Consider the following 22,859-nt stretch of genomic DNA (forward strand, 5'->3'; position numbering starts at 1 on the left):
AAAGAATGTCCTCGCCCGGAATCGGGTATGAGGGACACGAAAGGGTGGAGAGGTGGCCGATACAGGTCGCCCGGGAGTACTTGCATGTTGCGTTGCCTGCACGCCGCTGTGGCGGTGTTTCTGGCGTCTTCCGCTTTGGGTGCGGAGACGCTTACCGTTGCTGTTTTTCCCAAACTGGATGAAGCCGTGCGGCTCGTGCTGCCGGCCTGGAACCAGCGCCACCCGGATGTACCGATCCGGCTGATGGTGCTGGGCTATGCCGATCATCACAACCGGCTGGCCACGCAATTGGCCGGTACGGCCAATGTGCCTGATGTGGTTGGCATCGAAACCAGCTATCTGGGTCGTTTCAAGGCGGCTGGCGTACTGGAAAACCTGGCCGCGTCCCCCTATCTGGCCGGCCAATTGCAGCCCCGCTTCGTGCACTACGCCTTTGCGCAAACGACTGAGGCGGATGGCCGCATCCTCGCGCTACCGGCCGACATCGGCCCCGGCACGCTGTTTTATCGCAAGGATCTGTTCGACCGCTGCGGTATTCAGGAAAGCGGGCTGACCGATTCATGGGCTGGCCTGCTGGCTGCCGGTCGCAAACTCAAGGCCAAAACCGGTGCGTATCTGGTGGCCAATCCCCGCGAACTGAAAGAGCTTTATCTGCACGCCACCTTGAAGGAAGGCGAGGGGCTCTACTTCGACCAGAACGGCAAGTCGCTGGTGGAGTCGGATCGTTTCGTACAAGCGTTCGAGCTGGCCCGTGCGGCCCGAAAAGCCGGTATCGACGCCCGCATCAACACATGGACCAACGAATGGGCGGCGATGCTGCGTAACGGCAAGATCGCCATCGTGCCATCGGGTTCCTGGTTTGCCGGGCCGTTGGCCAGCTGGATCGCGCCGTCCACGGCCGGCCACTGGCGCGTCACCGATTTGCCAGTCCGCGGCAACGCCGCATGGGGCGGTTCGTTTTATGCGATACCGAAGCAGGCCGGGCACAAAGCGCTGGCATGGGAGCTTATCCAGCTGCTGACAGATCGCAACAACCAGCTCAACGCCTTGCGCGCGCCTGCCTTGCAAGCCTTCCCGGCACTGAACGATGCCCAGCAAGACCCCATCTTCGACAGCCCGATGTCATTCTTCGGCGGCCAGACCGCGCTACAGGTGTGGCGCCACGCCGCACAAGCCACACCGGCCACGCATCTGGATCGCAATGATCCGGTCGCCGTCGATCTGGTCGATGCCGCGCTCGATTCGGTGCTGGTCGGCGGGAAGGATATCCGTGCCGCCTTGGCCAAGGCACGGGCCCAGATCGAGTTGCGTACTCAGCGATGACGCTGCCACGACGCCGACATGGCGCAGCGCCGTGGTTGTTTCTCGCGCCATTTCTGCTGCTGTTTCTGCTGTTCGTTGCCGTGCCGTTCGGGGGGGCGCTGTGGTTGGCGTTTCGTCATGGCGATGCGGCGACGGGCGCAGCTGGCCTGCAGTTCGTTGGCCTTGGCAATTTCCGTTTCGCGCTGGCAGACCCGCTGTTCTGGCAGTCGCTTGGCAATACGCTGGTGCTAACCTTGCTGGCCGGCGTGCCGCAACACCTGCTGGCCTTGGCGCTTGCGTGGATGATCTATCGCTACCTTGGGCGCTTGACGGGCCTGGCCGGCATCGTCGGCATGGTGCCGTATGTGACATCCGCCATCGCCATCGCCTTGGTGTTCACCACGCTGCTTTCCTCCGAATACGGTCTGGTCAACCAATGGCTGGCGCGGATCGGACTAGGGCCATTCGACTGGCTGCATGACCCGCTGCTGCTCAAGCTATCCATCGCTGCGCTGGTGTGTTGGCGCTATGTCGGCTGGAATACCGTGCTCTATCTGACTGCCTTGCAGGCATTGCCGGTGGCCCTGCTTGATGCCGCCGCAATCGATGGCGCAGGGGGCTGGCAGCGATTCCGGCATGTGGTGCTGCCACAATTGCGCCCGATGATCATTCTGGCGCTGACGCTGACGCTGATCGGTGGCTGCCAGCTGTTCGACGAGCCCTTCATCGTCGCGCCTGATGGCGGCACCGAGCGGGCCGGGCTGACCACCACGCTGTATCTATACCGGCTGGCGTTCGATGCCGGCGATCTTGGTGGCGCGGCGGCGATGGGCTGGCTGCTGCTGGTCTCGACCGTGACGCTGGTGCTGGCCTTCAACCTGCTGTGGGGGAGGGGCGCATGGCGGCGGGTGGAATAAGCGTGATACGCAACGCGGCAGCGTTCCTCGGCATTGCTGTGCCCGCAAGCGGCCTGCAGGCCAGAGGTGCGGCGCGGCGCGCAAGCGGCAAATTCGCGGTTTCGCTATTGCTCGCCGTAGCGGCCGCTTTACTGCTGCTGCCGTTCTGGAGCTTGCTCGTCTTTGCCAGCCATGACGGCGCGGATATCTTCGCGATGCCCCCGCCAGCGAGTTTTGGCCAGCACTTCGGCGCCAACCTCGCCGCGCTTTCGCTCACGCCGTTCTGGCAAGCGATGGGCAACAGTATTTACGTCGCCGTCTGTGCCACGGTGCTGAGCTTGCTGGTCTCGTCGCTGGCCGGGTTTGCACTGGCCTTGTACGAGTTTCGCGGCCGGCGTGTGCTGCTGGGCTTGGCAGTGCTGAGCATGCTGTTACCGCCCTTCCTGACCGTGGTGCCGTATTTCTTCTGGATCAGTTGGCTGGGCTGGCTCGACCAGTTTCGCGCGCTTTACCTACCGGCGGCAGTCAACGGCTTGGGCGTGCTGCTGATGCGGCAGTACATCGCCAGTGCCATACCCGCCGCGTTGCTCGAAGCGGCGCGGCTGGATGGCTGCAACGAATTCCAGCTCTATTGGCGCATCGTGCTGCCGCTGTGCCGACCGGCGCTGGCGACACTGGCGGTGATCAGCTTCATCGGCGCATGGAACAACTTCCTGATTCCCTTGGTGATCCTGCCCTCGCCGGAGCACTACACCGCGCCATTGGCACTGCGGGCGCTGCAAGGCCCGGCCGGGGCGGATTGGGGCGCGGTCATGGCAGGGGCACTCGTTGCCATCGTCCCGACCTTGATCGCCCTGCTGCTGGCTGCCCGCCACTGGCGCGGGGTGATGGCGAGTCACGCTCCACACTGATTCCCGCTGCCCCGCCAATTTTGCTTGACAGTCTATTTGAAAGCGCTTTCAATTTGCCGGCTGCCATCAGAGCGGTTGATCACACCACCTATGGACTGGAGAAAGACAAATGAAGCGATGGATACGGTTCCTGATCGGGCTGCTTGCAGTCTGTCTACCGTTGCTGGCCGCACGCGCGGTTGCAGCGGACTACACGAATGGCATCAGCGTCAGCGGCAATATCGCGACGATCTGGTTCAAATCGAACGTCAACACGTCATGGGTGGACGTGCATTACACCGTCAACGGTGGCGCGCAGCAGAATTTGCGCACGACCTATAACGCCACGACAACGCGCTACGAGCAACAAGTCGGCGTTTCGACCGGCAACGTGATCGCGTATTCATTCACCTACAACAACGGCTCGCCGGCCTATGACACGCCGACGTTCACCCAGACGATCGGTGCCGCAACACCGGTCCCGACACCTGCTCCGACGCCGGTGCCAACGCCCGCTCCGACCCCGACACCCACGCCTGTTCCCAACGCTGCGGCGATTCCCGGCGTGATCCAGGCAGAAAACTGGACCGCCATGTTCGGTGTACAAACGGAAGCCACCACCGATACCGGCGGCGGCCTGGATGTGGGCTGGATTGATACCGGCGACTGGATGGATTACGCCGTCAACGTGCAAACCGCTGGCAGCTATACCGTGCAGTACCGTGTTGCGAGCCCCAGTGCCAGCGGAGTGATCCAGCTGCGCACGGCAGCGGGTGCGGTATTGGCGACCACGGCGGTACCCAACACCGGTGGTTGGCAGAACTGGACCACGATTCAAGCCACGGTAACGTTGAGTGCCGGCCCGCAAACGCTGCGCCTTTACGCCAGCGGCGGTGGTTTCAATGTGAACTGGCTTAGCTTTACTGCCGGTTCCAGCGTCGACATCCCGACCGGCAATGGCGTGATGACCATCAAGCTGCTGAATGGCACCAACGGCACCTATGCCGATAGCCAAGTCTATTGGTCGATCATTGGCTACAACCCGGCTACCGGCAAACTCTCCTACGTCGATGCCAACGGCAATCTGGTCGCCGCCGCCGTGGCAGACAACGATGGGGCCAACCACCTGACCAAGAACGGCCAGAACTACAGCAACTACTTCTTCCCGATGAGCAAAACCAATTGGGTGTCGTTGCCGAAGGTCACCTCCGGCCGGATGTTCATCAGCCTGGGCTCGCCGATGTACATCAAGATCAACGTGGCAGGTGATGGCTCGCTCGGTTTTGCCGGGCCGGATCTGGGCAACGCCACGGACCCGAACCAGAACGTCTACTTTGAGTGGATCGAGTTCACCGTTGATAACTACGGCTATCACGGCAACTCCACCCGCGTGGATCAATTCGGCTTCCCGATCACCACACGCCTGATCGGCAACGATGGTTTCGACAAGACCGTGGGCGAAACCGAAATCCGCGCCGCCTTGTTCACCGCTTTCCAGAACAACGTGCCGACCGAATTCAAATCGCTGGTGCGCACGCCATACCGCATCGTCGCCCCGGCCAAGGGCGCACTCGGTGCCAGCGGCACGTATGCCAATTACTTCGACAACTACGTGAATCAGGTGTGGAGCTACTACGCCACGCATGAACTCACGTTCACCGCCGAAGCGGGTACGTTCAGCGGTCATGTGGTCGGCAACGACTTCGTGTTCAGCAAGAACGGCGGTGCCTACAACCTCTATATCCACGGCAAACCGACCACCCAGGGCATTCTGGAAGGCTCTGGCAACCTCGCCTCCGGCAGCTCGGACGAGTTGGTGATGCAGGCGCAAATCACCGCCGCCTTCAACCGCCACCTGATCCAGACCGTGGACCAAGCCAACTGGAGCAACGCGAGCTACTACTACCTCGCCGCACCGGCCAATTACTACGCCAAGTTCTGGCACGACCACAGCATCGATGGCTTGGCGTATGGCTTCTGCTATGACGACGTGCGCAACCACAGCAGCCTGCTGGAGAACGGCAATCCGAAGGCGCTGGTGGTGAATGTGGGGTGGTAAATCCGACTGGCTGATTGCAAGTTGTGTTGTAACAAAAACGCGGCCTTCGGGCCGCGTTTTTGTTCATTAAGGGTTGGAATATACAGATCGAGCATTACCGCGTAGCCGAATAAGCCGGCGTCACCGCGCCATCCTGAATCCACGCAATCAGCTTATCCAGCGGCATGGGCTTGGCGTAGTGGAAGCCTTGCGCTTCGGTGCAGCCCAGGGCACGCAGGAAGCCGGCTTGTTCGGCGGTTTCGACGCCTTCGGCAATGGTGTCCAATCCCAGGCGGCGGCCGAGGGCGACGATGGTTTCGGCGAACATGCCGCCTTGGCCGTTGGCGATTTCGCTGATGAAGGCGCGGTCGATTTTCAGGCAGTCGATGGGTAGGGCCTTGAGTTGGCTGAGCGATGAATAGCCGGTGCCGAAGTCGTCGATGGCGATGCGTACACCGAGCGAGCGCAAATCAGAGAGGCTGGAGATCACCACCTTGGGTTCGTCCATGGCGATGCTTTCGGTGATTTCCAGTTCCAGTGCGTTGGCGGGTACGCGCTGGCTGCCGAGCAGGGCGGCGATGCGTTCGGTGAGTTTACCGGCGCGGAATTGCGGCATGCTCACATTCACGGCGATGCGTTTCGGGGTGGTGTCTTGCCCGATTGCGGCCAGCCGGTGGTAGGCCTGGCAAGCCTCTTGCAGCACCCAGTCGCCGATTTCAACGATCAGGCCGGAATATTCAGCCAGCGGGATGAAGACGGAGGGCGGTTGCACGAAGCCGTCTTCGTCAGGCCAACGCAGCAGCGCTTCGATGCCGATCATGCGGCCGCTGGATAGCGCAATCTGCGGTTGATACCAGACAACGAGCTTGCCGGCATGGAAGTCATCTCGCAGGTGGCGGATCACATCTTGCCGCCAGCGGGTGTCGGCCTCCATCTCGCCGGAGAAGCGCGTGTACTTGGTCATGCGGTTGCGCTTGGCGAGGTTGAGCGCGATGTTGGCGCGTTTGAGCAGGCCAAAGCCGCTGTCGTCGTCGGATACCGGGCAATCGCCCAGGGTGACGGTCAGGGGCAGCAGGTGCTCGCCGACTTCGAACGGTTGTGCCATCAGGTTGAAAAGGTCGGTGGCAGCCAGTTGCCCGGCTGGGCCAAGCACGCCAAAGATGTCGGCGCCGACCCGTGCCAGTTGGCAGTCTTTGCCGCAGCTTTCTTCCAGCCGGGTGGCGACGGCGACCAGCAACGCGTTGCCGACATCGTGGCCCAAGGCGTCGTTGATATCGGCGAAGTGATCCAGATCGATCAGCATGACGGCGTGGTCGGTGCGTTTGTCGCGGATTGCGACATCGAGCATCAGGATGAAGTGGCTGCGATTGGCAAGGTGCGTCAGTGTGTCGTGGTAAGCGGCGAAGTTCAGTTGTTCCACATGCCGCACATTGCTGAAGCAGGCGGCGATATTGGCGGCGAAGACTTCGAGCAGCTGGCGGTCGTTATCCGCCAGCACGTGGCCGGTTTCGATGAAGATGGCGGCTTCCTGGCCTGCGCCAGCAAGGTAGAGCGTGGTGTTCTTTTCGCCAAATACGTGATGGTGATTGGTTGTTGCGAACTGGATCGCGTTGCGGATTTCCTCGTTGTCCAGCCGGTCGAGCGGCTCGGCGATGTATTGTGCGAGCCGGCCTGCTGCACCGACGACATAAAGTCGATCATGATCGTTGCCGACCGGCGAGCCGCGCTGGGCGCAGACGATGCCATCGAGCGGCAGTTTGAGCAGCGAGGTCATCTGCGTGAGCACGCCTTCGGCGAACTGGCTGATGGCGCGGGTTTCCAGCAGGGCAGAGACGGCGTGGACGATCAGTTCCAGCCCGCGGCGGTTTTCTGCGATGGTGCGCAGTTGTTCGTACGAGCGCACCGCCGCGGTCATCGCGGTGACGAGCCGGGTGCGGGTGAGTTCGTTCTTGGTGCGGTAGTCGTTGATGTCGTATTGGTCGAAGACGGTCAGCTCGGGCGCATAACCCGGCTGGCCGGTGCGCAGGATGATGCGGGTTTCCTTCATGCCGAGCGTATTGCGGATGTAGTCGACCAGCACCAACCCGGCGTCGTCGGTTTCCATCACCACGTCGAGCAGGATGACGGCGAATTCCTTTTGCTGCGCCAGGATCTTGCGGGCAGCGGCGGCAGACATGGCGTGCCACATGGCCAGCGGCCGGCCGAGGATGAGCTGGTCGGAGAGGGTAAAACGGGTGACGGCGTGGACTTCATCATCATCGTCCACCACCAGCACCGGCCAGCGACGTTCGTCCGCAGCGACGGTGGTCGGCGGCGCTGTGTCGTCGAGGACAGTGATCAGGTCATCCGGTTTCGGTTTCCGTCTGGTCATGCAGAGTGGCTTCCTTCGGGTGTGGCGCAATGCGGGGCAGGCTGAAGGTAAAGTGCGCGCCGCCGCCTGGTGCATCGTCGAGTGTCAGCTGTCCGCCGAGCACGCCGTGCACCAGGTTAAAGACAATATAGAGCCCTAATCCGCTTCCGCCTTGGCCAAGTCGCGTGGTGAAGAAGGGATCGAACACGCGGCGCTTGAGTTCATCGGGAATGCCGCGGCCGTTGTCCTTGAAGACGAGGCAGATTCGATCGTGTTCTTCCGCTCTGGCACTGATCGAGATGCTGCCGTGGGCGATGCCATCGAAGGCGTGGGCGAGTGAGTTGGTGACGAGGTTGGTGAGGATTTGCTCTAGTGGGCCGGGGTAGCTTTCCAGTACCAGTCCGATCGGGATGTCGATGTCGACCGAATGCGGCGTGTGCTTGAATGCCGGCCGCAGGGTGGAAATCACTTCATCGACCGTCTGGCGCAGATCGAACGAACGCCGTCGCGTACTGGCGGTATCGACGGCGACTTGCTTGAAGTTGTGGATCAGCTCACTGGCACGCTGACTGCTCTTTTCCATCAGGTGCGCGGCTTCGTCGCAGGCATGGGTGAAGCGTTCCAGCTCGGATTTGCGCAGCTGTTTTTCCTCCAGCAAGCGCTGGAATTCATGCACTTTCTGCCGCAGCGTGCTGGCGACGGTCACGCTGTTGCCCAGCGGCGTATTCAACTCATGCGCGATGCCGGCGACGAGGTTGCCCAGCGAGGCCAGTTTTTCGGATTGCACCAGCTGCCCCATCGCCTGTTTCAACTCTTCGTTGCGCTGGTGCAAGTCATCGGTACGGGCGGTGACCAGTTCTTCCAGATGATTGCGGGTGGCGACCAGCGCATCTTCCATCTGCTTGCGCTCGGTGATGTCGATGCCGATGCAGACGACTGCGGTCTGGTCTTGCCACGGCGCGGGGAACAGGGTGCAGAGCAGGCAGGCAATGTCGCCGTTGCGGCGTCGGATCATCCACTCACGCGGTGGCAGCAGTTCCCCGGTTTCGGCGATCCGCTGGTAATCGGACAACGCTTGATCCGCCGCCCGCTCGCTCACGAAATCAAACTCCTTGAAGGATTTGCCCAGGAGTTCGTCTTCGCGCCAGCCCAGCATGCGCTCGCCGGCGCGGTTCCAGAGCAGGAAGCAGCCATCGAGATCGAGACCGAGAATGACCACGTCCGGCGCGTTGTCGATGATGCCGCGCAGCAGCTCGGCCGTTTGTTTTTGCGCGGCTTCCGCGAGCTTGCGGGCGGAGATATCGATCAGTACGCCATCGATCATCAGCTGGCTGGCGCGAATCCCCGACACCTGGCTGTGCTCGTACACCCAGTGTTCTTCACCGTGGCGATCGATCAGCCGGTATTCCAGTTCGAAATGCGTCTCGCCGGTGAGGGCTTCGTGGATTTTCTGGCGCACGACCAGCAGGTCGTCTTGATGAACCAGGCTCATCAGGCTGCGCTCGCCCAATAGTTCGGCGGCCGCATAGCCGGTGAGCGCTTCGACGGCCGGGCTCAGGTAGACCATCTCGCGTTTGATATCTGCCGAGCAACGGAAGACGACACCCGGCACTTGGTCGATCAGCGTGCGGTAGTGATGCTCGTTTTCCGCCAGCCGGTCACGGGCTTCTTCCAGTGCCAGCTCGCGGGAGCAACTGCGCTGATACAGGTTGAGCATCAGCCAGGTGAAGAGCGTGGCGGCGAGGATCAGCAGGCTGCCGCCATAGCGCAGCGTGATGGCAAGCTCCTGCGCGCCAGTCTGATTGCCGATGTAATTGGGCAGGATGTCCCACATTTGCCGGTAGCGGTTGCCGTAAAACTCGCCGTAGTTAACCAGCGTAAACAGCGTGGCCGGCGTTTGTGTTTCGCTGCCCTGAATGAAGATGGGCGTGCCATCGGGTGGGAGGACATCCATCCGCGCCACGATACCCAGCTCGGGCGAGGCCGCACCGGCGAACATGTCGCGGAAATTGACCAGCGTGATGATCAGCTGGTCGCCATCCGGCGTATTGGGCACGGCCAGCGCCATATAGGCGGAAGGATCGCCGCGCTGGTTGTGAAAGACCGGGCTGAGCACCGTATGGTTGGCGACCGGAAAGGCCGTTTTGAGCAAGGCCATGGCTTCCACATTGCCGGAGAGATCGCGGCCTTGTGCCAGCAGGCCGTAGGTTTCGGTGCTGTAGACGATCTTGAGCGAGCGATGGTCGGGCGAGATTCTGGCGGCGGCGAGGGGGATTTCCAGCGTGCTGTTATCGCCTTGCAGGCGCAGCAGCGCAACCGCCTTGGCGAATTCATGCGGGGTGACGCGATCCGCACTGGCGAACAACGCAGCCAGCCCGCGTAGGGACTGACGGCGCAGCTGCGCCCAATCGACGAGGTTCTGCGCGATGCGCGCGCTGTCCTGATTGGCGCGAGCGCGCAGGTTTTCATCCGCAGTGCGTTCGATCCTTGCTGCGGCATGCAGGCACAGCCCGATCGCGAAGATGGCGATCAGGACGGTCAGGCCGTGCAGGGCAAGGTGGCGGGTCATCCAGCGGGACATAGTTATTTGTATCAAAAGAAATCGCGAGGCGTATTACTGGCTCGCGATTTCTTTTTGATGAGGTGTTGGCGCTTGCGAGGGGGGCCTTGGAGCAGATGCGGCGCAATGCCTCATAGCTGAGCGAATCAAAGATTCGCACGCCACGGGGATTGCGCCCTACAAAGACGCTTCCTTTTGCCGCGATGGTGGCACTGGCGGTTTTCTCCCCTTCGCGCTATGTCGCGAGACCTTAGAGGCTGTTCAAAGTCTCGCAAACTGTCAGCTTGAAACGCTTCAGGGTTTTACTTCCCCCTTCTCGAAGGGGGATTGAGGGGGATTTCGACGCCGGTCGTATATTGAGATGTCGCAGAAAGCCCCGCTAACCCCTATGCCTGAGCGAATCAAAGATTCGCACGACACAAAAGGGGGGAATGGCAACGTAAACCGCTGCCAAAAAAGACTTTGAACAGGCTCTTAGGCGTTTAGACAAAGTCCCTTCCCCGGCCGCGGGACGGAATCCCGCTGTAACGCGCCTTTATCTGTGCCGTAGGCGCATAACTAAAAGGCCCTGAACAAGCGATTAATGCAACTTCAACGCCGGTTGCGCCGCACGCCGCAGTTTATCGCCGATCCACAGCAGGCCAGCCAGCACCCAGCCATGCACCGCTGCCTGGTGCAGCCGATAGAGCGACGCATAGATCAGCTTCGCGCCACGGCCTTCCACGTAATAGTCGCGCTTGGGGCCGACGACCGAGGCCAGACTGGCGACGGCGGTGTGCTTGCCGATCGAGACGATGACGCCCTGCGGTTTGAACACGAACGGCTTGACCTCGCGGCCGGCCAACAGTGTTTCGAGCGCGTCGGCGAGCCAGCTGGCTTGCTGGTGGGCGACCTGCGCGGTGGCGGACAAGGGCTTGCCGCCTTCACCATCCGGCGCGTTGGCGCAGTCGCCGAGCGCGAAGATGTGTTTGTCGGTCAGCGTTTGCAAGGTGGTGGTCACTTCGATCTGGTTGAAGCGGTTGGTCGCCAGCCCGAGCGTGGTCAGCCACGGGGCGGCTTTCACACCAGCAGCCCAGACGCGGATATCGGAGGCGATGGTACGACCGTTGGCGAGCGCGAAGCCGGCATCGGTCACCTCAGACACGCGGCTATTGCAGGCCACGAGGATGCCGCGTTCGGCCAGTGCATCGGTGGCGTAATGGGAGAGCGATTCCGGTGCGGTGGAGAGAATGCGTTCCGCGCCTTCGATGATGGTGATTTCCAGCTGGGCCGGCGTCAGGCCCGCGCCGTAGTTATGCATTTCGCGGATGGTGTGATCGATCTCTGCTGCGAGTTCCACACCGGTCGGCCCGCCACCGACGATGCCGATATTGAGCTTTTTGACCGGATTGCCGGAGGCGCCGACCGCGAAGGACAACGCGAGGATTTTCTTGCGCAGTTTTTCGGCGTCTTCCGGCGTGTTCAAGAACATGCAGTGGTCTTGTGCGCCGGGTGTGCCGAAATCGTTGGCAATTGCACCAAGCGCTAGCACCAGCGTGTCATAGCCGATCTCGCGTGGTTCGGCGAGCAGTTCGTCCGTGTCATCCCGTACCTCGGCAATGCGTACCACCTTGCGCTCGCGATCCAGCCCATCCATATAGCCGAACTCAAAGCGATAGCCGTTGCGGTGGGCATGACCGAAGTAATTCACTTCGTCTTCGCCGGTGTTGAGTGCGCCGGTAGCGACCTCATGCAGCAGCGGTTTCCAGATGTGCGTTGCCGCGGCGTCGATCAGAACAATCTCAGCCCGTTTCTTGGCCCCGAGCCGCCGACCGAGCTTGGTCGCCAACTCCAGCCCGCCTGCGCCGCCGCCAACGATCACGATTCGAGGGATGCTTGCTTTGCTACTGCCCATGGTGCCGCTCCACGTGGATTGAATGACCTGAGCATGCCATGCGGTGGCGATGGTCGAAAGGCTCGTGTTCGGCAAGACCGGGTGTTCTTGGAGGCTGTTCAAAGTCTCGCAAACTGTCAACTTGAGCACTGCAGGGTTTTACTTCCCCCTTTTTGAAGGGGGATTGAGGGGGATTTCGACGCCGGTAGATGCTGAGATGTCGCAGAAATCCCTCCTAGCCCCTATGCCTGAGCGAATCAAAGATTCGCACGACATAAAAAGGGGGGAATGGCAACGTAACTCCGTTGCCAAAGAAGACTTTGAACAGGCTCTTAGACACCCAGGGCGTCTTGGGTCGTAACTTGGGGGCATCTTGGCGGCATCGAAATCGAGCAGCTAGCGACCTGACTGCACTGAATCTTTTCGATATCAAACTACGATATTCAGAAAGAATTAATCCACGCTGTCATTAGCTAAAAGAGTAGCTGGTAAGCAGCTGGGAGTGGAAAGAAAAACGACAACTTTGGTTGTGCATTGTTTTTATATTTTATATATGAATTTTAAGGGGTTATTTATTGATTTCTTGTTGGTTTATTTGTTTTGTTCAAAAAACTGATTACATGCGAATTATTTCGTAGGGGAGTCTTGTTTTATGGGTGTCCATTGTTTTTGTAAGTGTTTTGTTTTGTTTTTAAAAGATTTTGTTTTCTTGTAGGCTGCAATGAATTCGATTGGCGGCTTTGGTGGACGAATACAGATTTTCATTTCCACATGTTGAGATTTGTTTGCTGCGCAGACGTATATTGTTGCCATGTAAAAAATCGGGATGGAAGACAAGATTCTGCTTGTCGATTCTTCTGCACATAGTGTCGTATTTTGTCGCTGGCGAAATTTGCTTGAAATGCCGTGATCGAACTTATGAAAATGCCGTCGGTAGACGTGCGGTAACTCCACGGATGTGCAGAATTTACCTTGGTGCCTGACACTTGGGCATTAACCGAAGTCGGGACGGTTTGATTTTCCGATGTTAGCAATTTTTATATTTTGAATTGGATAGTAATTATGCGTGAATTGAATCAAGTTGAACTTCAATCGGTATCCGGCGGGATCGCTACACGCCTTTCGGATATTCTAGCTGGCGGGATCCTTGGCGCTATTGCTGGCAATGGTTTTGGCCTTTTCTTGGGCACTAAATTGGGTGGGAAAATTGGTGGTTGGGGCTTTGGCTTGATTGGCGCTGTTGTTGCCGGTCCTGTCGGTAGCGTTGTCGGTGCAATTAGCGGTTTCGTCGCTGGTGCCGTCGTTGGGGTGCAAGAGGTTATCGACTTCTGCAAGACAAATATTCCAAAGGTTCTTGCACCTTAATTAAGTGCGACTGAAAAAGCCCTGCCCCTTGTGATGTGTATATTTGCCGCGTGATTTGTTGCTACTTATATTCGCTGGCATGGTTTTAAGGGCTTTGTTCGCAATGCAAGGTAGTTGGAAACACTCCCCGGTATTACTGGGGAGTGTTTCATTTTCAGTGAGTCCCATGTGATCAGCCCACCAAGAGGAATGATCGCGGTCGTGCTATTCCACACTCATGCTCTTAGCCAGTAAGGGGCGGGACGAGGCGAATACCCCGTTCGGCTGTCCATCGGGCTGCGATGGTTTCTCGCCGCGCTAGCCGTGCTCCTTCATCAACGCCTGCCGCATTCGGCGCAATCCTAGCGCGATCAATCCCGCCACGACCGGAATGGAAAGTGCCGTTGCAACTTCCACGTTCAGCCCGACCCCGGCCGCTTTCAACCCCTTGAAGCCATAACCGAGCAAGCCGATGGTGTAGTACGTGATCGCGGCGATCGATAAGCCTTCCACCGTTTCTTGCAAGCGCAGTTGCAAGGTGGCGCGGCGCTCCATCGAGGTGAGTAGTTCCTGATTTTGCTGCTCGCGGGTGACGTCTACCCGTGTGCGCAGCAGGGCGGTGGCGCGGCTGACGCGGGCGGCGAGTTCGCGCTGGCGGCGGGCGACAGCGTTACAGGTATCCATCGCCGGGCTGAGCCGCCGCTCCATGAATTGTTGGAACGGTTGCAGGCCGTGGATACGCACTTCGCGTAGCTCGCTGATGCGGCTTTTCACGATTTCGTAGTAGGCGTGCGCGGCGGAGAAACGGTAATCGGTGCGAGACAGCGCGCTCTCGATCCGCCCGGCTAGTTGCGTGAGCCGGTCGAGCAGGATCGGTTCGTCCGCTTGCTTGGCTTGCTGCATGGCGCTGGTGAGTTCCGCCAGCTCGCGATCGGCTTCGGTCAACTCGGGCGAGATCGACTTGGCGAGCGGTAGCGCCAGAAACGCCATCATCCGGTAGGTATCGATCTCGAACAGCCGTTGCAGCATGCGCCCGCCTTGCCGGCGGCCCATGTAGCGGTCGGCGATCACATAGCGCGAGAAGCCGTCCTCGTGGATGCGGAAGTCGGTATAGGCCATGCCCGCGCCTTCGCCGATTTCCGCGCCGATCAGGTCGTTGCCGTCGAAATACTTGCTGGAGATGGTTTGCCAGCCGACCGGCATTTCCACTTGTGGTAGCAGCAGCGCATGCGCTGCCATCAGTACATTGCCGGGCAGTTGTTGCCGCCACTCTTCCGGCAACGTGGCCAGCGCCGGCTCGGCGAACGGGGCGTGGGCATCGAGCCCCGGCGTAATGACGGTGAGCGCAGAAAACTCGCCGTGGCGTGCCCATTTGATCCGGCACGGGCCGAGGTCGGCGTTGTAGTGGTTATCGCCCGTCTTGGGCGGTGTTTTGCCGAAGCGCAACGCCAGCTCGCCGTAGAGCCATAGCTCTTGAGCCGGACTCAGGTTGCGGTGCAGGTAGGCGATGTGGGTGACACGGCTGGGCGTGAGCATCAGCGCGTAGGGGCGGGCGTGGGCTTCGTTGCTGAGCGCGAGGCGTTGCGGGTGATCGGTCAGCTTGAGATCAAGCGGAGGATGGGGGAACGCGGTGGGGGTGGTAACGGCGTCCATGGCGTACTCCTTGTGGGAAGACGCCTCCTATCCTAACGCCGATTGGGGTTGTATGTTGCGTCGCAGCAAATTTAATGGCTAAAACGCAACAGCCAGGATTTTCGTAGACCGGACATCCTTGGGTGACCGGGGGTGTTTATGCCTGTTCAAGCGCAGCTGCCCCGGCCGGTGAAACTGTCCGGGCTACGGGGGGATTGTTGTGTCATGTAGCCCGGACACCGTTGGTGGCCGGGAGATGTGGTTGCTCAACCTTGCTGCTTGAAGGTCGCCTTCAACAACAGCAAATCCCGCCACGCCTTGGCCTTGTCCGGCAGGTTGCGCAGCAGATAGGCCGGGTGATAGCTGACCACCACCGGAATGCTCTTGTACTGGTGCACCTTGCCGCGCAGCGCGCCGACCGGGGCATCGGTTTCCAGTAGCGTCTGGATCGCGAACCGGCCGCTGGCGAAGATCACCTTGGGTTTGATCAGTTCGATCTGACGTTGCAGCAGCGGCGCACACTTGGCTACTTCTTCCACCGTCGGGTTGCGGTTGCCGGGCGGGCGGCACTTGAGCACGTTGGCAATGAAGACGCGCTCGCCGCGTTTTTCGCTAATCGCAGTCAACATATTGTCCAACAGCTTGCCAGCCGCACCGACAAAGGGCTCGCCGCGTTTGTCCTCTTCTGCGCCGGGCGCTTCGCCGACGATCAGAATCTCGGCTTGTGGATTGCCGACGCCGAATACTGTTTGCGTCCGGCTATGGCACAGGTTGCAGGCGGTGCACTCGGCGACTTCGGCTTGCAATGCATCCCAATCGAGTCCGGCAATGCGGGCGCTGCGGGCATCGGCTGGCTGCACGATTTGCTGCGGTTCCTGCGCGGCACGGCTGGCCGGGGAGGGGACGACAACGGTCGGTGGAGCGGGGCGCTGCGAGGCAGGGCGTTCGACCGGGGCGGGTGCATCAGCAACGGGCGCAGCGGATTCGCGTTCAACGCGTGCTTCCGGCTGTGCCGGTTCGTTGGCGGCTTCGGCCTGCAACTGAGCGGCTTGTAGTTCCGCCAGCCGTTCACGCCGTACCCACAGCGGGGCAAGACCAAGCACTTCAAGGACGCGGGCGGTGCGGCTCATGGCGCTTGCTCCCCATCGTGGCTGAGATAGAAGGCGTAGAGATGGGCGTCTTCCCGACCGCCGTCTGCGCCTTTGTAATAGTCGCGCCGCTGGCCGATCTCGTTCGCGCCGACGGCTTGGTACAGCGCTTGCGCTCGGGCATTGCCGGCACGCACTTCCAGAAACATTTCTCGCACGCCTTCGCGGCCGAGTTGGCTGAGCAGCGCTTCGAGCAAATGGCGGCCCAGCCCGTTGCCTTGCCGATCCGGCGCGATGGCGATCATCAGCAGTTCTGCTTCATCCAGCACCCGGCTGACGACGGCTGCGCCAATGACCTTGGTGCCATCACGCAGGCCGAATACGCGTTGCACGTTGAAGGTGTCCTGCCATTGCTTGGCGGTCCACGGGTGCGGGTTGGTGGCGGCATCGAGCGCGACCAAGGTGGCGTGATCGGCAGGGGTGAGCAGTTCCAGCTGCGTGGTCACTTCTTCGGCCGCTCGTGGGTTTTCAGGGCCACTTTGTCGCGCAGGTAGAGCAGCGGTGCATCGTGCGGGGCCAGTGCTTCGCCAGCGGCAAAACGCGGCAGGGCGAGGGTGAGGATTTCGACGGCGCGGGGGAAGCGGTCGGGCAGGGTGGACGCGAGATGCGCGCCCAAGTGGCCGGTGAGCGCATCGCCATAAGCGGCAAAGCCGCTGCCAAGGCCGATCCAGCCGTCGGTATCCGGCAGCGGTACGGCATCCGGGTCGGCCAGTGTTGGGGGGATGACTTCATGCCAGCGACTGCCATCACGTTCATAGGCGGCCACGTAGACTTGATTCATCCGCGCATCGAGGCAGACATAGGCGCGGTCGCCATCCACTTGTGCCGCCAGCGCTTCCAGCGTGCAAATGCCAATCAGCGGCACGCCCAAGCCAAACGCCAGTCCTTGCGCGATGCCACAGCCGATGCGCAGGCCGGTGAACGAGCCCGGCCCCATACCGTAGGCAACGCCTTCGATCTGTTCACGGGCGATGCCGGTTTCGATCAGTAACGCTTCCAGATAGGGCAAGGAATGTTCGGCGTGGCGCTGGCCGACATGCCAGTCGCGCGCAACGATGCCGGTCGGCGTGGTGAGCGCGAGCGAAAGGTGTTCGGTGGAGGTGTCGAGGGCGAGAAAAGCCATGGGTGTCGCAGATAAATCAGTGGCCGCGATTCTAACATGCCCGCTCAGGCGGCCTCGGCTATGATCGGCGCATGAGACGAATCTTAGTCGCCTGCCTGTTGATGACGTTCGCCCACGTCGCCCTCGCCGATCACGCCATTGCGCTCGGCTATACGCCGAAATATCCGGCCGGCTTCACCCATTTCGATTACGTGAACCCGGATGCCCCCAAAGGCGGCGAGCTGCTGATGGCGAATCCGGATCGGCGCACCAGCTTCGATACCTTCAACCCCTTTATCCTCAAGGGCACGGCACCGGTCGGGGTGGGCGAGCTGATGTTCGAGAGTCTGGCCACCGGTAGCCTGGATGAACCGGCCACCGTCTACGGCTTGCTGGCCGATGACATGAGCGTGGCAGCAGATGGGCTTTCCGCCACCTTCCATATCAATCCGAAGGCACGTTTCAACAATGGCGACGCGGTAACCGCCAAGGACGTGAAATACAGCTTCGACATGCTCATCAGCAAGCAGGCCGCACCGCAATACGCGGCCATGCTCGCGGATGTAAAAGCGGTAACGGTGCTGGATCGCCTCATGATCCGTTTCACGTTCAAGCGCAAGAACCCGGAGCTGCCGCAGATCGTCGCTACGCTGCCGGTGTTTTCGGATAAATGGGTCGGCAACAAACCATTCGACAAACTCGGGCTAACGCCGCCGATCAGCAGCGGCCCGTACCGGATCGAGCACTTCGATGCTGGCCGCAGCATCACCTTCAAGCGCAATGCCAATTACTGGGGGCGTGACTTGCCGACCCGGCGCGGCATGTTCAATTTCGATCGCATGACCTGGCGCTTCTACAAGGATGAAGTGGTCAAGCTGGAAGCTTTCAAGGCGGGCGAATTCGATTTCAATGTCGAATCCATCGCCCGCCAATGGATGCGCCAATACAACGGCCCCAAGTTTCGCTCTGGCGAACTGATCAAGCACGAGTTCATGCACCACAATACCGCCGGGTTTCAGGGTTTCATCCTCAATACCCGTCGGCCACAATTTGCCGATTGGCGCGTGCGCAAGGCGTTGGGCCTGGCGCTGGATTTCGATTGGCTCAACAAGCAGCTGTTCTATGACTTGTACGTGCGGATGGACAGCCTCTATTCGAACAGCGAACTGGCTGCCACCGGCCTGCCCACGCCGGGTGAGTTGAAGCTGCTGGAGCCATTGCGTAAACAGCTCAACCCCGCTGTGTTCGGCCCGGTGCCGATGCCGCCCGCCACCCAGCCGCCCGACTCGCTACGCGCCAACTTGTTGCAAGCACGTGATCTGCTGGCGCAAGCAGGCTGGACTTACCGTGACGGCGCGTTGCGCAACGCCAAGGGCGAGCCGTTCAGCATCGAATACCTCGATGATTCGGGTTCGATGATGAAAGTGCTGGCCCCTTGGTCACGCAATCTGCAAAAGCTTGGTATTACCGTCCGCCCACGAACGGCCGATTTCGCGCTGTACCAAAAGCGGCTGGATGGCTTCGATTTCGATGTCACTACCTTGCACTATGGCGATACGCAAACGCCGGGCAACGAGCTGTATGACTTGTTTGGCAGCAAGGCGGCCAAGACTGAAGGATCGAGCAACGTCATTGGCGTGGCCGACCCGGCAGTGGACAGGTTGATCGATGCCATTGTCGCCAGCGAAACCCGCGCCGAGCGCGTAACTGCCGTGCGGGCGCTCGATCGGGTGCTGCGCAATGGTTATTACGTGATCCCGCACTGGTACAGCCGCACGCATCGCATCGCTTATCGCAACACCTTGCGCTTTCCGGCGACCCTGCCGCAGTACTACCCGGCAGCCGGTTGGATTGTTTCGACGTGGTGGCGGCAACCCTAGGAGTCTTGAATCATGCACATGCAGAACATCCCCTTCGGTATCACCGATTGGTCGGGCATCGATCAAACCGAGCACCCCGGCGAAACCGGTGTCGCCTTGTGGCGCACGCAGCAATTCGGCGAGATTCGCGTGCGGCTGGTCGAGTATTCGGCCGGCTATCTGGCGGACCATTGGTGCAAAAAGGGCCACATCCTGCTGTGCCTGGATGGCGAGCTGCACACCGAACTGGACGACGGCCGCGTGTTTACGCTCAAGCCGGGCATGAGCTACCAAGTGGCAGATAACGCCGAGCCGCATCGCTCGTCGACGGTGGACGGCGCGTTGCTGTTCATCGTGGATTGATGGGGCATATTGGATGACCCGCTACCTGCTCAAGCGCCTCGCCCTGATGTTGCCGACACTGTTCGGTATCTTGCTGCTCAGCTTTGTGGTGATCCAGTTCGTGCCCGGCGGGCCGGTGGAACAACTGGTGTATCAGCTCAAGGCCCGTGGTGGTGGCGGTGAAGCGGGTGGGGCGGGGCAGAGCGGCGGTGCGTTCTACCAAGGCAACAAGGGACTCGATGCGGAGCGGCTCAAGGAGATCAGGGCCTATTACGGCTTCGATCAGCCCGCGCCGGTGCGTTTCTGGACGCTGCTCAAGCGCTACGCCACCTTCGATCTGGGCGAGAGCTATTACCACCATCAAAGCGTGTGGTCGCTGGTGGTGTCCAAATTGCCGGTTTCGATCTCGCTCGGTTTGTGGACGTTTTTTCTGACCTACCTGATCGCCGTGCCGCTCGGCATCGCCAAAGCAGTACGGCATGGCAGCCGCTTCGATGCGGCGACAACGCTGGCGCTGATGGTGGGCTATGCGATTCCCGGCTTCGTGCTGGGCGTGGTGTTGCTGGTGTTGTTTGGCGGTGGCACGTTCTGGCAGCTCTTCCCCTTGCGGGGGCTGACGTCGGATAACTGGGCGCAGCTTTCGCTGCCGGGTAAGGTCATGGATTACCTGTGGCATCTGGTGTTGCCGATCACCACCATGGTCGTCGGCAGTTTTGCCGTAGTGGCGATGCTGACCAAGAACAGCATGCTGGAAGAAATCCACAAACAATACGTGCTGACAGCGCGCGCCAAAGGCTTGGCCGAGTCGCGCATCCGCTGGAAGCATGTGTTCCGCAACGCGATGATCCCGATCGTGACGGGCTTCCCTGAGGCGTTTATCGGTGCGTTCTTCACCGGTGCGCTGCTCATCGAAACGCTGTTCTCGCTCGATGGCCTCGGGCTGCTGTCGTATGAGTCGGTGATCCGCCGCGATTACCCGGTGGTGCTCGGCACACTCTTCCTGTTCTCGCTGCTTGGGCTGCTGACCAAGCTGGCCTCTGACCTGTGCTACGTGCTGGTTGACCCGAGGTTGCGGTTTGAAGGAGCGCCGGCATGACGATGCCAACGACCGTCTTGCGCCATCCCGGCCCGTGGCAACGCAGCTGGCGTCGCTTTACCCAACAGCGACGGGCCTATATCAGCTTGCTGATTCTGGCGGTGCTGCTGGTGGTCAGTCTGGCGGCAGAGCTGGTATCGAACGACAAGCCGCTGATTGTGCATTACCAAGGCCAGACGTACTTCCCGATCTTCAAGGATTACGCGGAAACGACCTTTGGCGGTGACTTCCCGGCGCCGGCGGATTATCTCGATCCGTACATCCAGCGACGCATCACGGCTGGTGACAACTGGGCGGTGTTCGCGCCGAATCGGTACGGCCCGAATACGCTCAACTACTTCGCACCCAGCCCCAACCCCGCACCACCGTCCCGCGTGAACTGGCTTGGCACTGATGACCGTGGTCGGGACATTTTGGCGCGGCTGTTGTACGGCTTTCGCGTGTCGCTACTGTTCGGGCTGGCGCTGACGGCGGTCGGCTGCGTGCTGGGTATCTTCTTCGGCGCGATTCAGGGCTACTTCGCCGGCAAGGTCGATCTGACCATGCAGCGGCTGATCGAAGTCTGGTCGTCGGTGCCGGAGCTGTATCTGCTGCTGATCCTGGTGTCGATGTTCGAACCAAGCCTGATCGTGCTGTTCGTGGTGTTGTCGGTGTTTGGCTGGATGGGCTTGTCGGACTACGTGCGCGGTGAGTTTCTGCGTAACCGCAATCTGGAATACGTGACTGCTGCCCGGGCATTGGGTCTGACGGACTGGCAGATCATCCGCCACCACCTGCTGCCGAACTCGATGACTTCGGTGATTGCTTTCCTGCCGTTCCGTATGAGTGGCGCGGTACTGGCGCTCACGGCCTTCGCTTTTCTCGGGCTTGGTGTGCCGGCAGACGTGCCGACGCTGGGCGAGTTGCTGGAGCAGGGCAAGGGCAATCTGGATGCGTGGTGGATTTCGCTTTCTACTTTTGTGGTGCTGGTTGGGATGTTGCTGCTGCTGGTGTTTGTGGGGGAGGGGTTAAGGGCAGCGTTTGATCCAAGGACGCAAGAGGGGACGTAATTTTCTCCCCTCGCCCGTTTACGGGAGAGGGGTTGGGGGTGAGGGTGGTGAAAAGAACGCGGTCCTTGATAGCAGCCCTCACCCCCGGCCCCTCTTCCACTAATAACTGAGCAAGGCTAAAGCCTTGCACGCGAGGGCGAGGGGAGAAAACCAAGCAGCCCAGCTCAATGTGAAGCACTACAGCATCAACCCAAGTCACCCTCTCCTTCACAGGAGAGGGCTGGGGTCAGGATGGTCTGCCCCCCTTTCAAAAGTGCCCCGCCAGTCAGCCCGGCACGGGGGTTTCGGGGATCGAGTGTTTGAGGGCTTTAGCCCGAGTTTTCGATTCCCGCCCGTGACGGGCTGGCTGGCGGGGGCATCTGGCGCTTGCGCCAGACGCTTTTGCAGGGTCGCCTTTCTTGGCTTACTTTCTTTGGCGAGACAAAGAAAGTGAGTCGGCATGCGGGACGAACTCCCGCTTGAAATGCCTTTACTCGCGCCAACGGCGCTAAAACCCTACGCAGCATTAACGCAAACGGTGCACCCCGGCCGGCAAAGCCGTCCGGGCTACATGATTCCAGCCTGCCGCAGGCTCAATTCCTCGCATGATTCAGCGAGTACTCCGCCACCCCCTCAAACTGCGGCAACAATTCCGCCAACTGACTCAATCGCGAACTGGAATGCCGCGTCTTGGCGATGCAGACAAAGTGCCACTCTTGCTGCTGCTGGTGGCATCTGATCACAATGGATTCGCCTGCAATCACATACTGGTGATTGCCCATGAAGCTGCGCAACTCCCCCTCATGGAACTTGACGCCCGGTTTGCTCAGCAACATGACTGCAATCGCCGGGTGTGACGGCAACAGGTTTTCCAGCCGTACCCCCCACATCATCACGCCGGCGCAGATGACGGTCAGCACGATGGCTGACAGATAGAAGCCCACGCCGACCAGAATGCCGATGATGGAAGCCACCCACATCGACGCCGCCGTGGTCAAACCGCTGATATTGATGCCTTCCTTCATGATCACCCCGGCGCACAGAAATCCGATGCCGGTCACGATGCCCTGGATCACGCGGGTGGGGTCTCCAGCCGCGACGGCAGCCGGCAGTTGGCTGACCGACAGCCTGCCGCCAAACCACGCATGCGGCGTGCCCAGAATGACGACCAGTGCGCAGGACGCCACGCATACCAGCGCGTAAGTCCGCATACCGGCGGCACGGCCGTGGTAGCTGCGTTCGTAGCCCAAGGCCAGCCCCAGCGTGAGGGCGCCCAGCAAATGCAAGACGACGATCAGGTTGCTTTGCCACTCTTCGGGCGACCAGTATCCGGTCAGTTGCGTGAGGTCGAACATGGTGCCACTCCGGCAGTAAGCATGTGTTGAGCATAGCTCGGGCG

General features: G+C 60.5%; 17 protein-coding genes. 9 read left to right on the plus strand and 8 right to left on the minus strand.

Translation table 11 applies throughout. The annotated features are described in order from the left end of the window. The first annotated feature begins 84 nt into the window (after positions 1 to 84). The 4 genes from BR41_RS01150 to BR41_RS22540 all read left to right on the plus strand — a co-directional run bounded on the left by BR41_RS01150 (position 85) and on the right by BR41_RS22540 (position 5,147). Complete coding sequence (locus BR41_RS01150) at positions 85 to 1,323, plus strand: extracellular solute-binding protein (protein ID WP_035051774.1); 1,239 nt, start codon at positions 85 to 87, stop codon at positions 1,321 to 1,323. Continuing rightward, the gene (locus BR41_RS01155; RefSeq protein ID WP_084186751.1) at positions 1,320 to 2,219 is read left to right on the plus strand and encodes a carbohydrate ABC transporter permease; all 900 of its coding nucleotides are present in this window, start codon (positions 1,320 to 1,322) and stop codon (positions 2,217 to 2,219) included. Before BR41_RS01150 ends, BR41_RS01155 begins: the two co-directional genes overlap by 4 nt. Before the next feature lie 2 nt (positions 2,220 to 2,221). After that, on the plus strand, positions 2,222 to 3,109 hold the full coding sequence (locus BR41_RS01160) for a carbohydrate ABC transporter permease (RefSeq protein ID WP_245615778.1): 888 nt from the start codon (positions 2,222 to 2,224) through the stop codon (positions 3,107 to 3,109). A gap of 109 nt (positions 3,110 to 3,218) precedes the next feature. Further along, positions 3,219 to 5,147: a beta-1,3-glucanase family protein gene (locus BR41_RS22540; RefSeq protein ID WP_051709723.1), complete on the plus strand. Its 1,929-nt coding sequence runs from the start codon at positions 3,219 to 3,221 to the stop codon at positions 5,145 to 5,147. Positions 5,148 to 5,241: 94 nt separating this feature from the next. On the opposite strand, the gene BR41_RS01170 is transcribed toward BR41_RS22540, so the two are convergent. The 3 genes from BR41_RS01170 to BR41_RS01180 form a co-directional block, all read right to left on the minus strand. Next, positions 5,242 to 7,497 (minus strand): putative bifunctional diguanylate cyclase/phosphodiesterase, encoded by a 2,256-nt coding sequence (locus BR41_RS01170; RefSeq protein WP_035051776.1) that lies wholly within the window; start codon positions 7,495 to 7,497, stop codon positions 5,242 to 5,244. After that, positions 7,469 to 10,045, minus strand: coding sequence for a PAS domain-containing sensor histidine kinase (locus tag BR41_RS22545; protein WP_051709726.1), 2,577 nt, complete (start codon positions 10,043 to 10,045; stop codon positions 7,469 to 7,471). Before BR41_RS22545 ends, BR41_RS01170 begins: the two co-directional genes overlap by 29 nt. A 571-nt stretch (positions 10,046 to 10,616) precedes the next feature. Next, positions 10,617 to 11,930 carry an NAD(P)/FAD-dependent oxidoreductase gene (locus BR41_RS01180; RefSeq protein ID WP_035051779.1) on the minus strand — a complete coding sequence of 438 codons (1,314 nt, stop codon included), beginning with the start codon at positions 11,928 to 11,930 and terminating at the stop codon, positions 10,617 to 10,619. Positions 11,931 to 12,971: 1,041 nt separating this feature from the next. On the opposite strand from BR41_RS01180, the gene BR41_RS23415 reads away from it, so the two are divergent. Beyond that, the gene (locus BR41_RS23415) at positions 12,972 to 13,274 is read left to right on the plus strand and encodes a class IIb bacteriocin, lactobin A/cerein 7B family (protein ID WP_084186754.1); all 303 of its coding nucleotides are present in this window, start codon (positions 12,972 to 12,974) and stop codon (positions 13,272 to 13,274) included. Between the two features lie 297 nt (positions 13,275 to 13,571). Here the strand turns inward: BR41_RS23415 and BR41_RS01195 are convergent, their stop codons facing one another. The 4 genes from BR41_RS01195 to tsaB all read right to left on the minus strand — a co-directional run bounded on the left by BR41_RS01195 (position 13,572) and on the right by tsaB (position 17,156). Next, positions 13,572 to 14,906: a DUF3422 family protein gene (locus BR41_RS01195; RefSeq protein WP_051709728.1), complete on the minus strand. Its 1,335-nt coding sequence runs from the start codon at positions 14,904 to 14,906 to the stop codon at positions 13,572 to 13,574. A 245-nt stretch (positions 14,907 to 15,151) separates the two neighbouring features. Further along, positions 15,152 to 16,015, minus strand: a complete 864-nt coding sequence (locus BR41_RS01200) for a uracil-DNA glycosylase (RefSeq protein ID WP_035051787.1) — start codon at positions 16,013 to 16,015, stop codon at positions 15,152 to 15,154. Further along, positions 16,012 to 16,479, minus strand: coding sequence for a ribosomal protein S18-alanine N-acetyltransferase (gene rimI, locus BR41_RS01205; RefSeq protein ID WP_035051789.1), 468 nt, complete (start codon positions 16,477 to 16,479; stop codon positions 16,012 to 16,014). Before rimI ends, BR41_RS01200 begins: the two co-directional genes overlap by 4 nt. Continuing rightward, positions 16,476 to 17,156, minus strand: coding sequence for a tRNA (adenosine(37)-N6)-threonylcarbamoyltransferase complex dimerization subunit type 1 TsaB (tsaB, locus tag BR41_RS01210; protein ID WP_035051791.1), 681 nt, complete (start codon positions 17,154 to 17,156; stop codon positions 16,476 to 16,478). Before tsaB ends, rimI begins: the two co-directional genes overlap by 4 nt. Before the next feature lie 71 nt (positions 17,157 to 17,227). Here tsaB and BR41_RS01215 point away from each other — a divergent pair, with 71 nt between their 5' ends. From BR41_RS01215 to BR41_RS01230, 4 genes are read left to right on the plus strand one after another with little or no spacing between them, the layout of a single operon-like run. Further along, positions 17,228 to 19,015: an extracellular solute-binding protein gene (locus BR41_RS01215; RefSeq protein WP_035051794.1), complete on the plus strand. Its 1,788-nt coding sequence runs from the start codon at positions 17,228 to 17,230 to the stop codon at positions 19,013 to 19,015. Between the two features lie 12 nt (positions 19,016 to 19,027). Beyond that, the gene (locus BR41_RS01220) at positions 19,028 to 19,357 is read left to right on the plus strand and encodes a DHCW motif cupin fold protein (protein WP_035051796.1); all 330 of its coding nucleotides are present in this window, start codon (positions 19,028 to 19,030) and stop codon (positions 19,355 to 19,357) included. Positions 19,358 to 19,370: 13 nt separating this feature from the next. Beyond that, a complete protein-coding gene (locus tag BR41_RS01225; protein ID WP_035051798.1) occupies positions 19,371 to 20,432 on the plus strand; it encodes an ABC transporter permease subunit in 1,062 nt (353 codons plus the stop codon). Next, complete coding sequence (locus BR41_RS01230; RefSeq protein WP_051709732.1) at positions 20,429 to 21,481, plus strand: ABC transporter permease; 1,053 nt, start codon at positions 20,429 to 20,431, stop codon at positions 21,479 to 21,481. Before BR41_RS01225 ends, BR41_RS01230 begins: the two co-directional genes overlap by 4 nt. Positions 21,482 to 22,053: 572 nt before the next feature. Here BR41_RS01230 and BR41_RS01235 read toward each other — a convergent pair. After that, positions 22,054 to 22,815, minus strand: coding sequence for an MgtC/SapB family protein (locus BR41_RS01235; RefSeq protein ID WP_035051799.1), 762 nt, complete (start codon positions 22,813 to 22,815; stop codon positions 22,054 to 22,056). Positions 22,816 to 22,859: the final 44 nt, after the last annotated feature.

Source organism: Andreprevotia chitinilytica DSM 18519, assembly GCF_000711875.1.
GTDB lineage: Bacteria > Pseudomonadota > Gammaproteobacteria > Burkholderiales > Chitinibacteraceae > Andreprevotia > Andreprevotia chitinilytica.

Coding starts and splice junctions, on each gene's coding strand:
- BR41_RS01150 (WP_035051774.1), top strand. CDS start 85: ATGTTGCGTTGCCTGCACGCCGCTGTGGCGGTGTTTCTGGCGTCTTCC.
- BR41_RS01155 (WP_084186751.1), top strand. CDS start 1,320: ATGACGCTGCCACGACGCCGACATGGCGCAGCGCCGTGGTTGTTTCTC.
- BR41_RS22540 (WP_051709723.1), top strand. CDS start 3,219: ATGAAGCGATGGATACGGTTCCTGATCGGGCTGCTTGCAGTCTGTCTA.
- BR41_RS01170 (WP_035051776.1), bottom strand. CDS start 7,497: ATGACCAGACGGAAACCGAAACCGGATGACCTGATCACTGTCCTCGAC.
- BR41_RS22545 (WP_051709726.1), bottom strand. CDS start 10,045: ATGACCCGCCACCTTGCCCTGCACGGCCTGACCGTCCTGATCGCCATC.
- BR41_RS01180 (WP_035051779.1), bottom strand. CDS start 11,930: ATGGGCAGTAGCAAAGCAAGCATCCCTCGAATCGTGATCGTTGGCGGC.
- BR41_RS23415 (WP_084186754.1), top strand. CDS start 12,972: ATGCGTGAATTGAATCAAGTTGAACTTCAATCGGTATCCGGCGGGATC.
- BR41_RS01195 (WP_051709728.1), bottom strand. CDS start 14,906: ATGGACGCCGTTACCACCCCCACCGCGTTCCCCCATCCTCCGCTTGAT.
- BR41_RS01200 (WP_035051787.1), bottom strand. CDS start 16,015: ATGAGCCGCACCGCCCGCGTCCTTGAAGTGCTTGGTCTTGCCCCGCTG.
- tsaB (WP_035051791.1), bottom strand. CDS start 17,156: ATGGCTTTTCTCGCCCTCGACACCTCCACCGAACACCTTTCGCTCGCG.
- BR41_RS01215 (WP_035051794.1), top strand. CDS start 17,228: ATGAGACGAATCTTAGTCGCCTGCCTGTTGATGACGTTCGCCCACGTC.
- BR41_RS01220 (WP_035051796.1), top strand. CDS start 19,028: ATGCACATGCAGAACATCCCCTTCGGTATCACCGATTGGTCGGGCATC.
- BR41_RS01225 (WP_035051798.1), top strand. CDS start 19,371: ATGACCCGCTACCTGCTCAAGCGCCTCGCCCTGATGTTGCCGACACTG.
- BR41_RS01230 (WP_051709732.1), top strand. CDS start 20,429: ATGACGATGCCAACGACCGTCTTGCGCCATCCCGGCCCGTGGCAACGC.
- BR41_RS01235 (WP_035051799.1), bottom strand. CDS start 22,815: ATGTTCGACCTCACGCAACTGACCGGATACTGGTCGCCCGAAGAGTGG.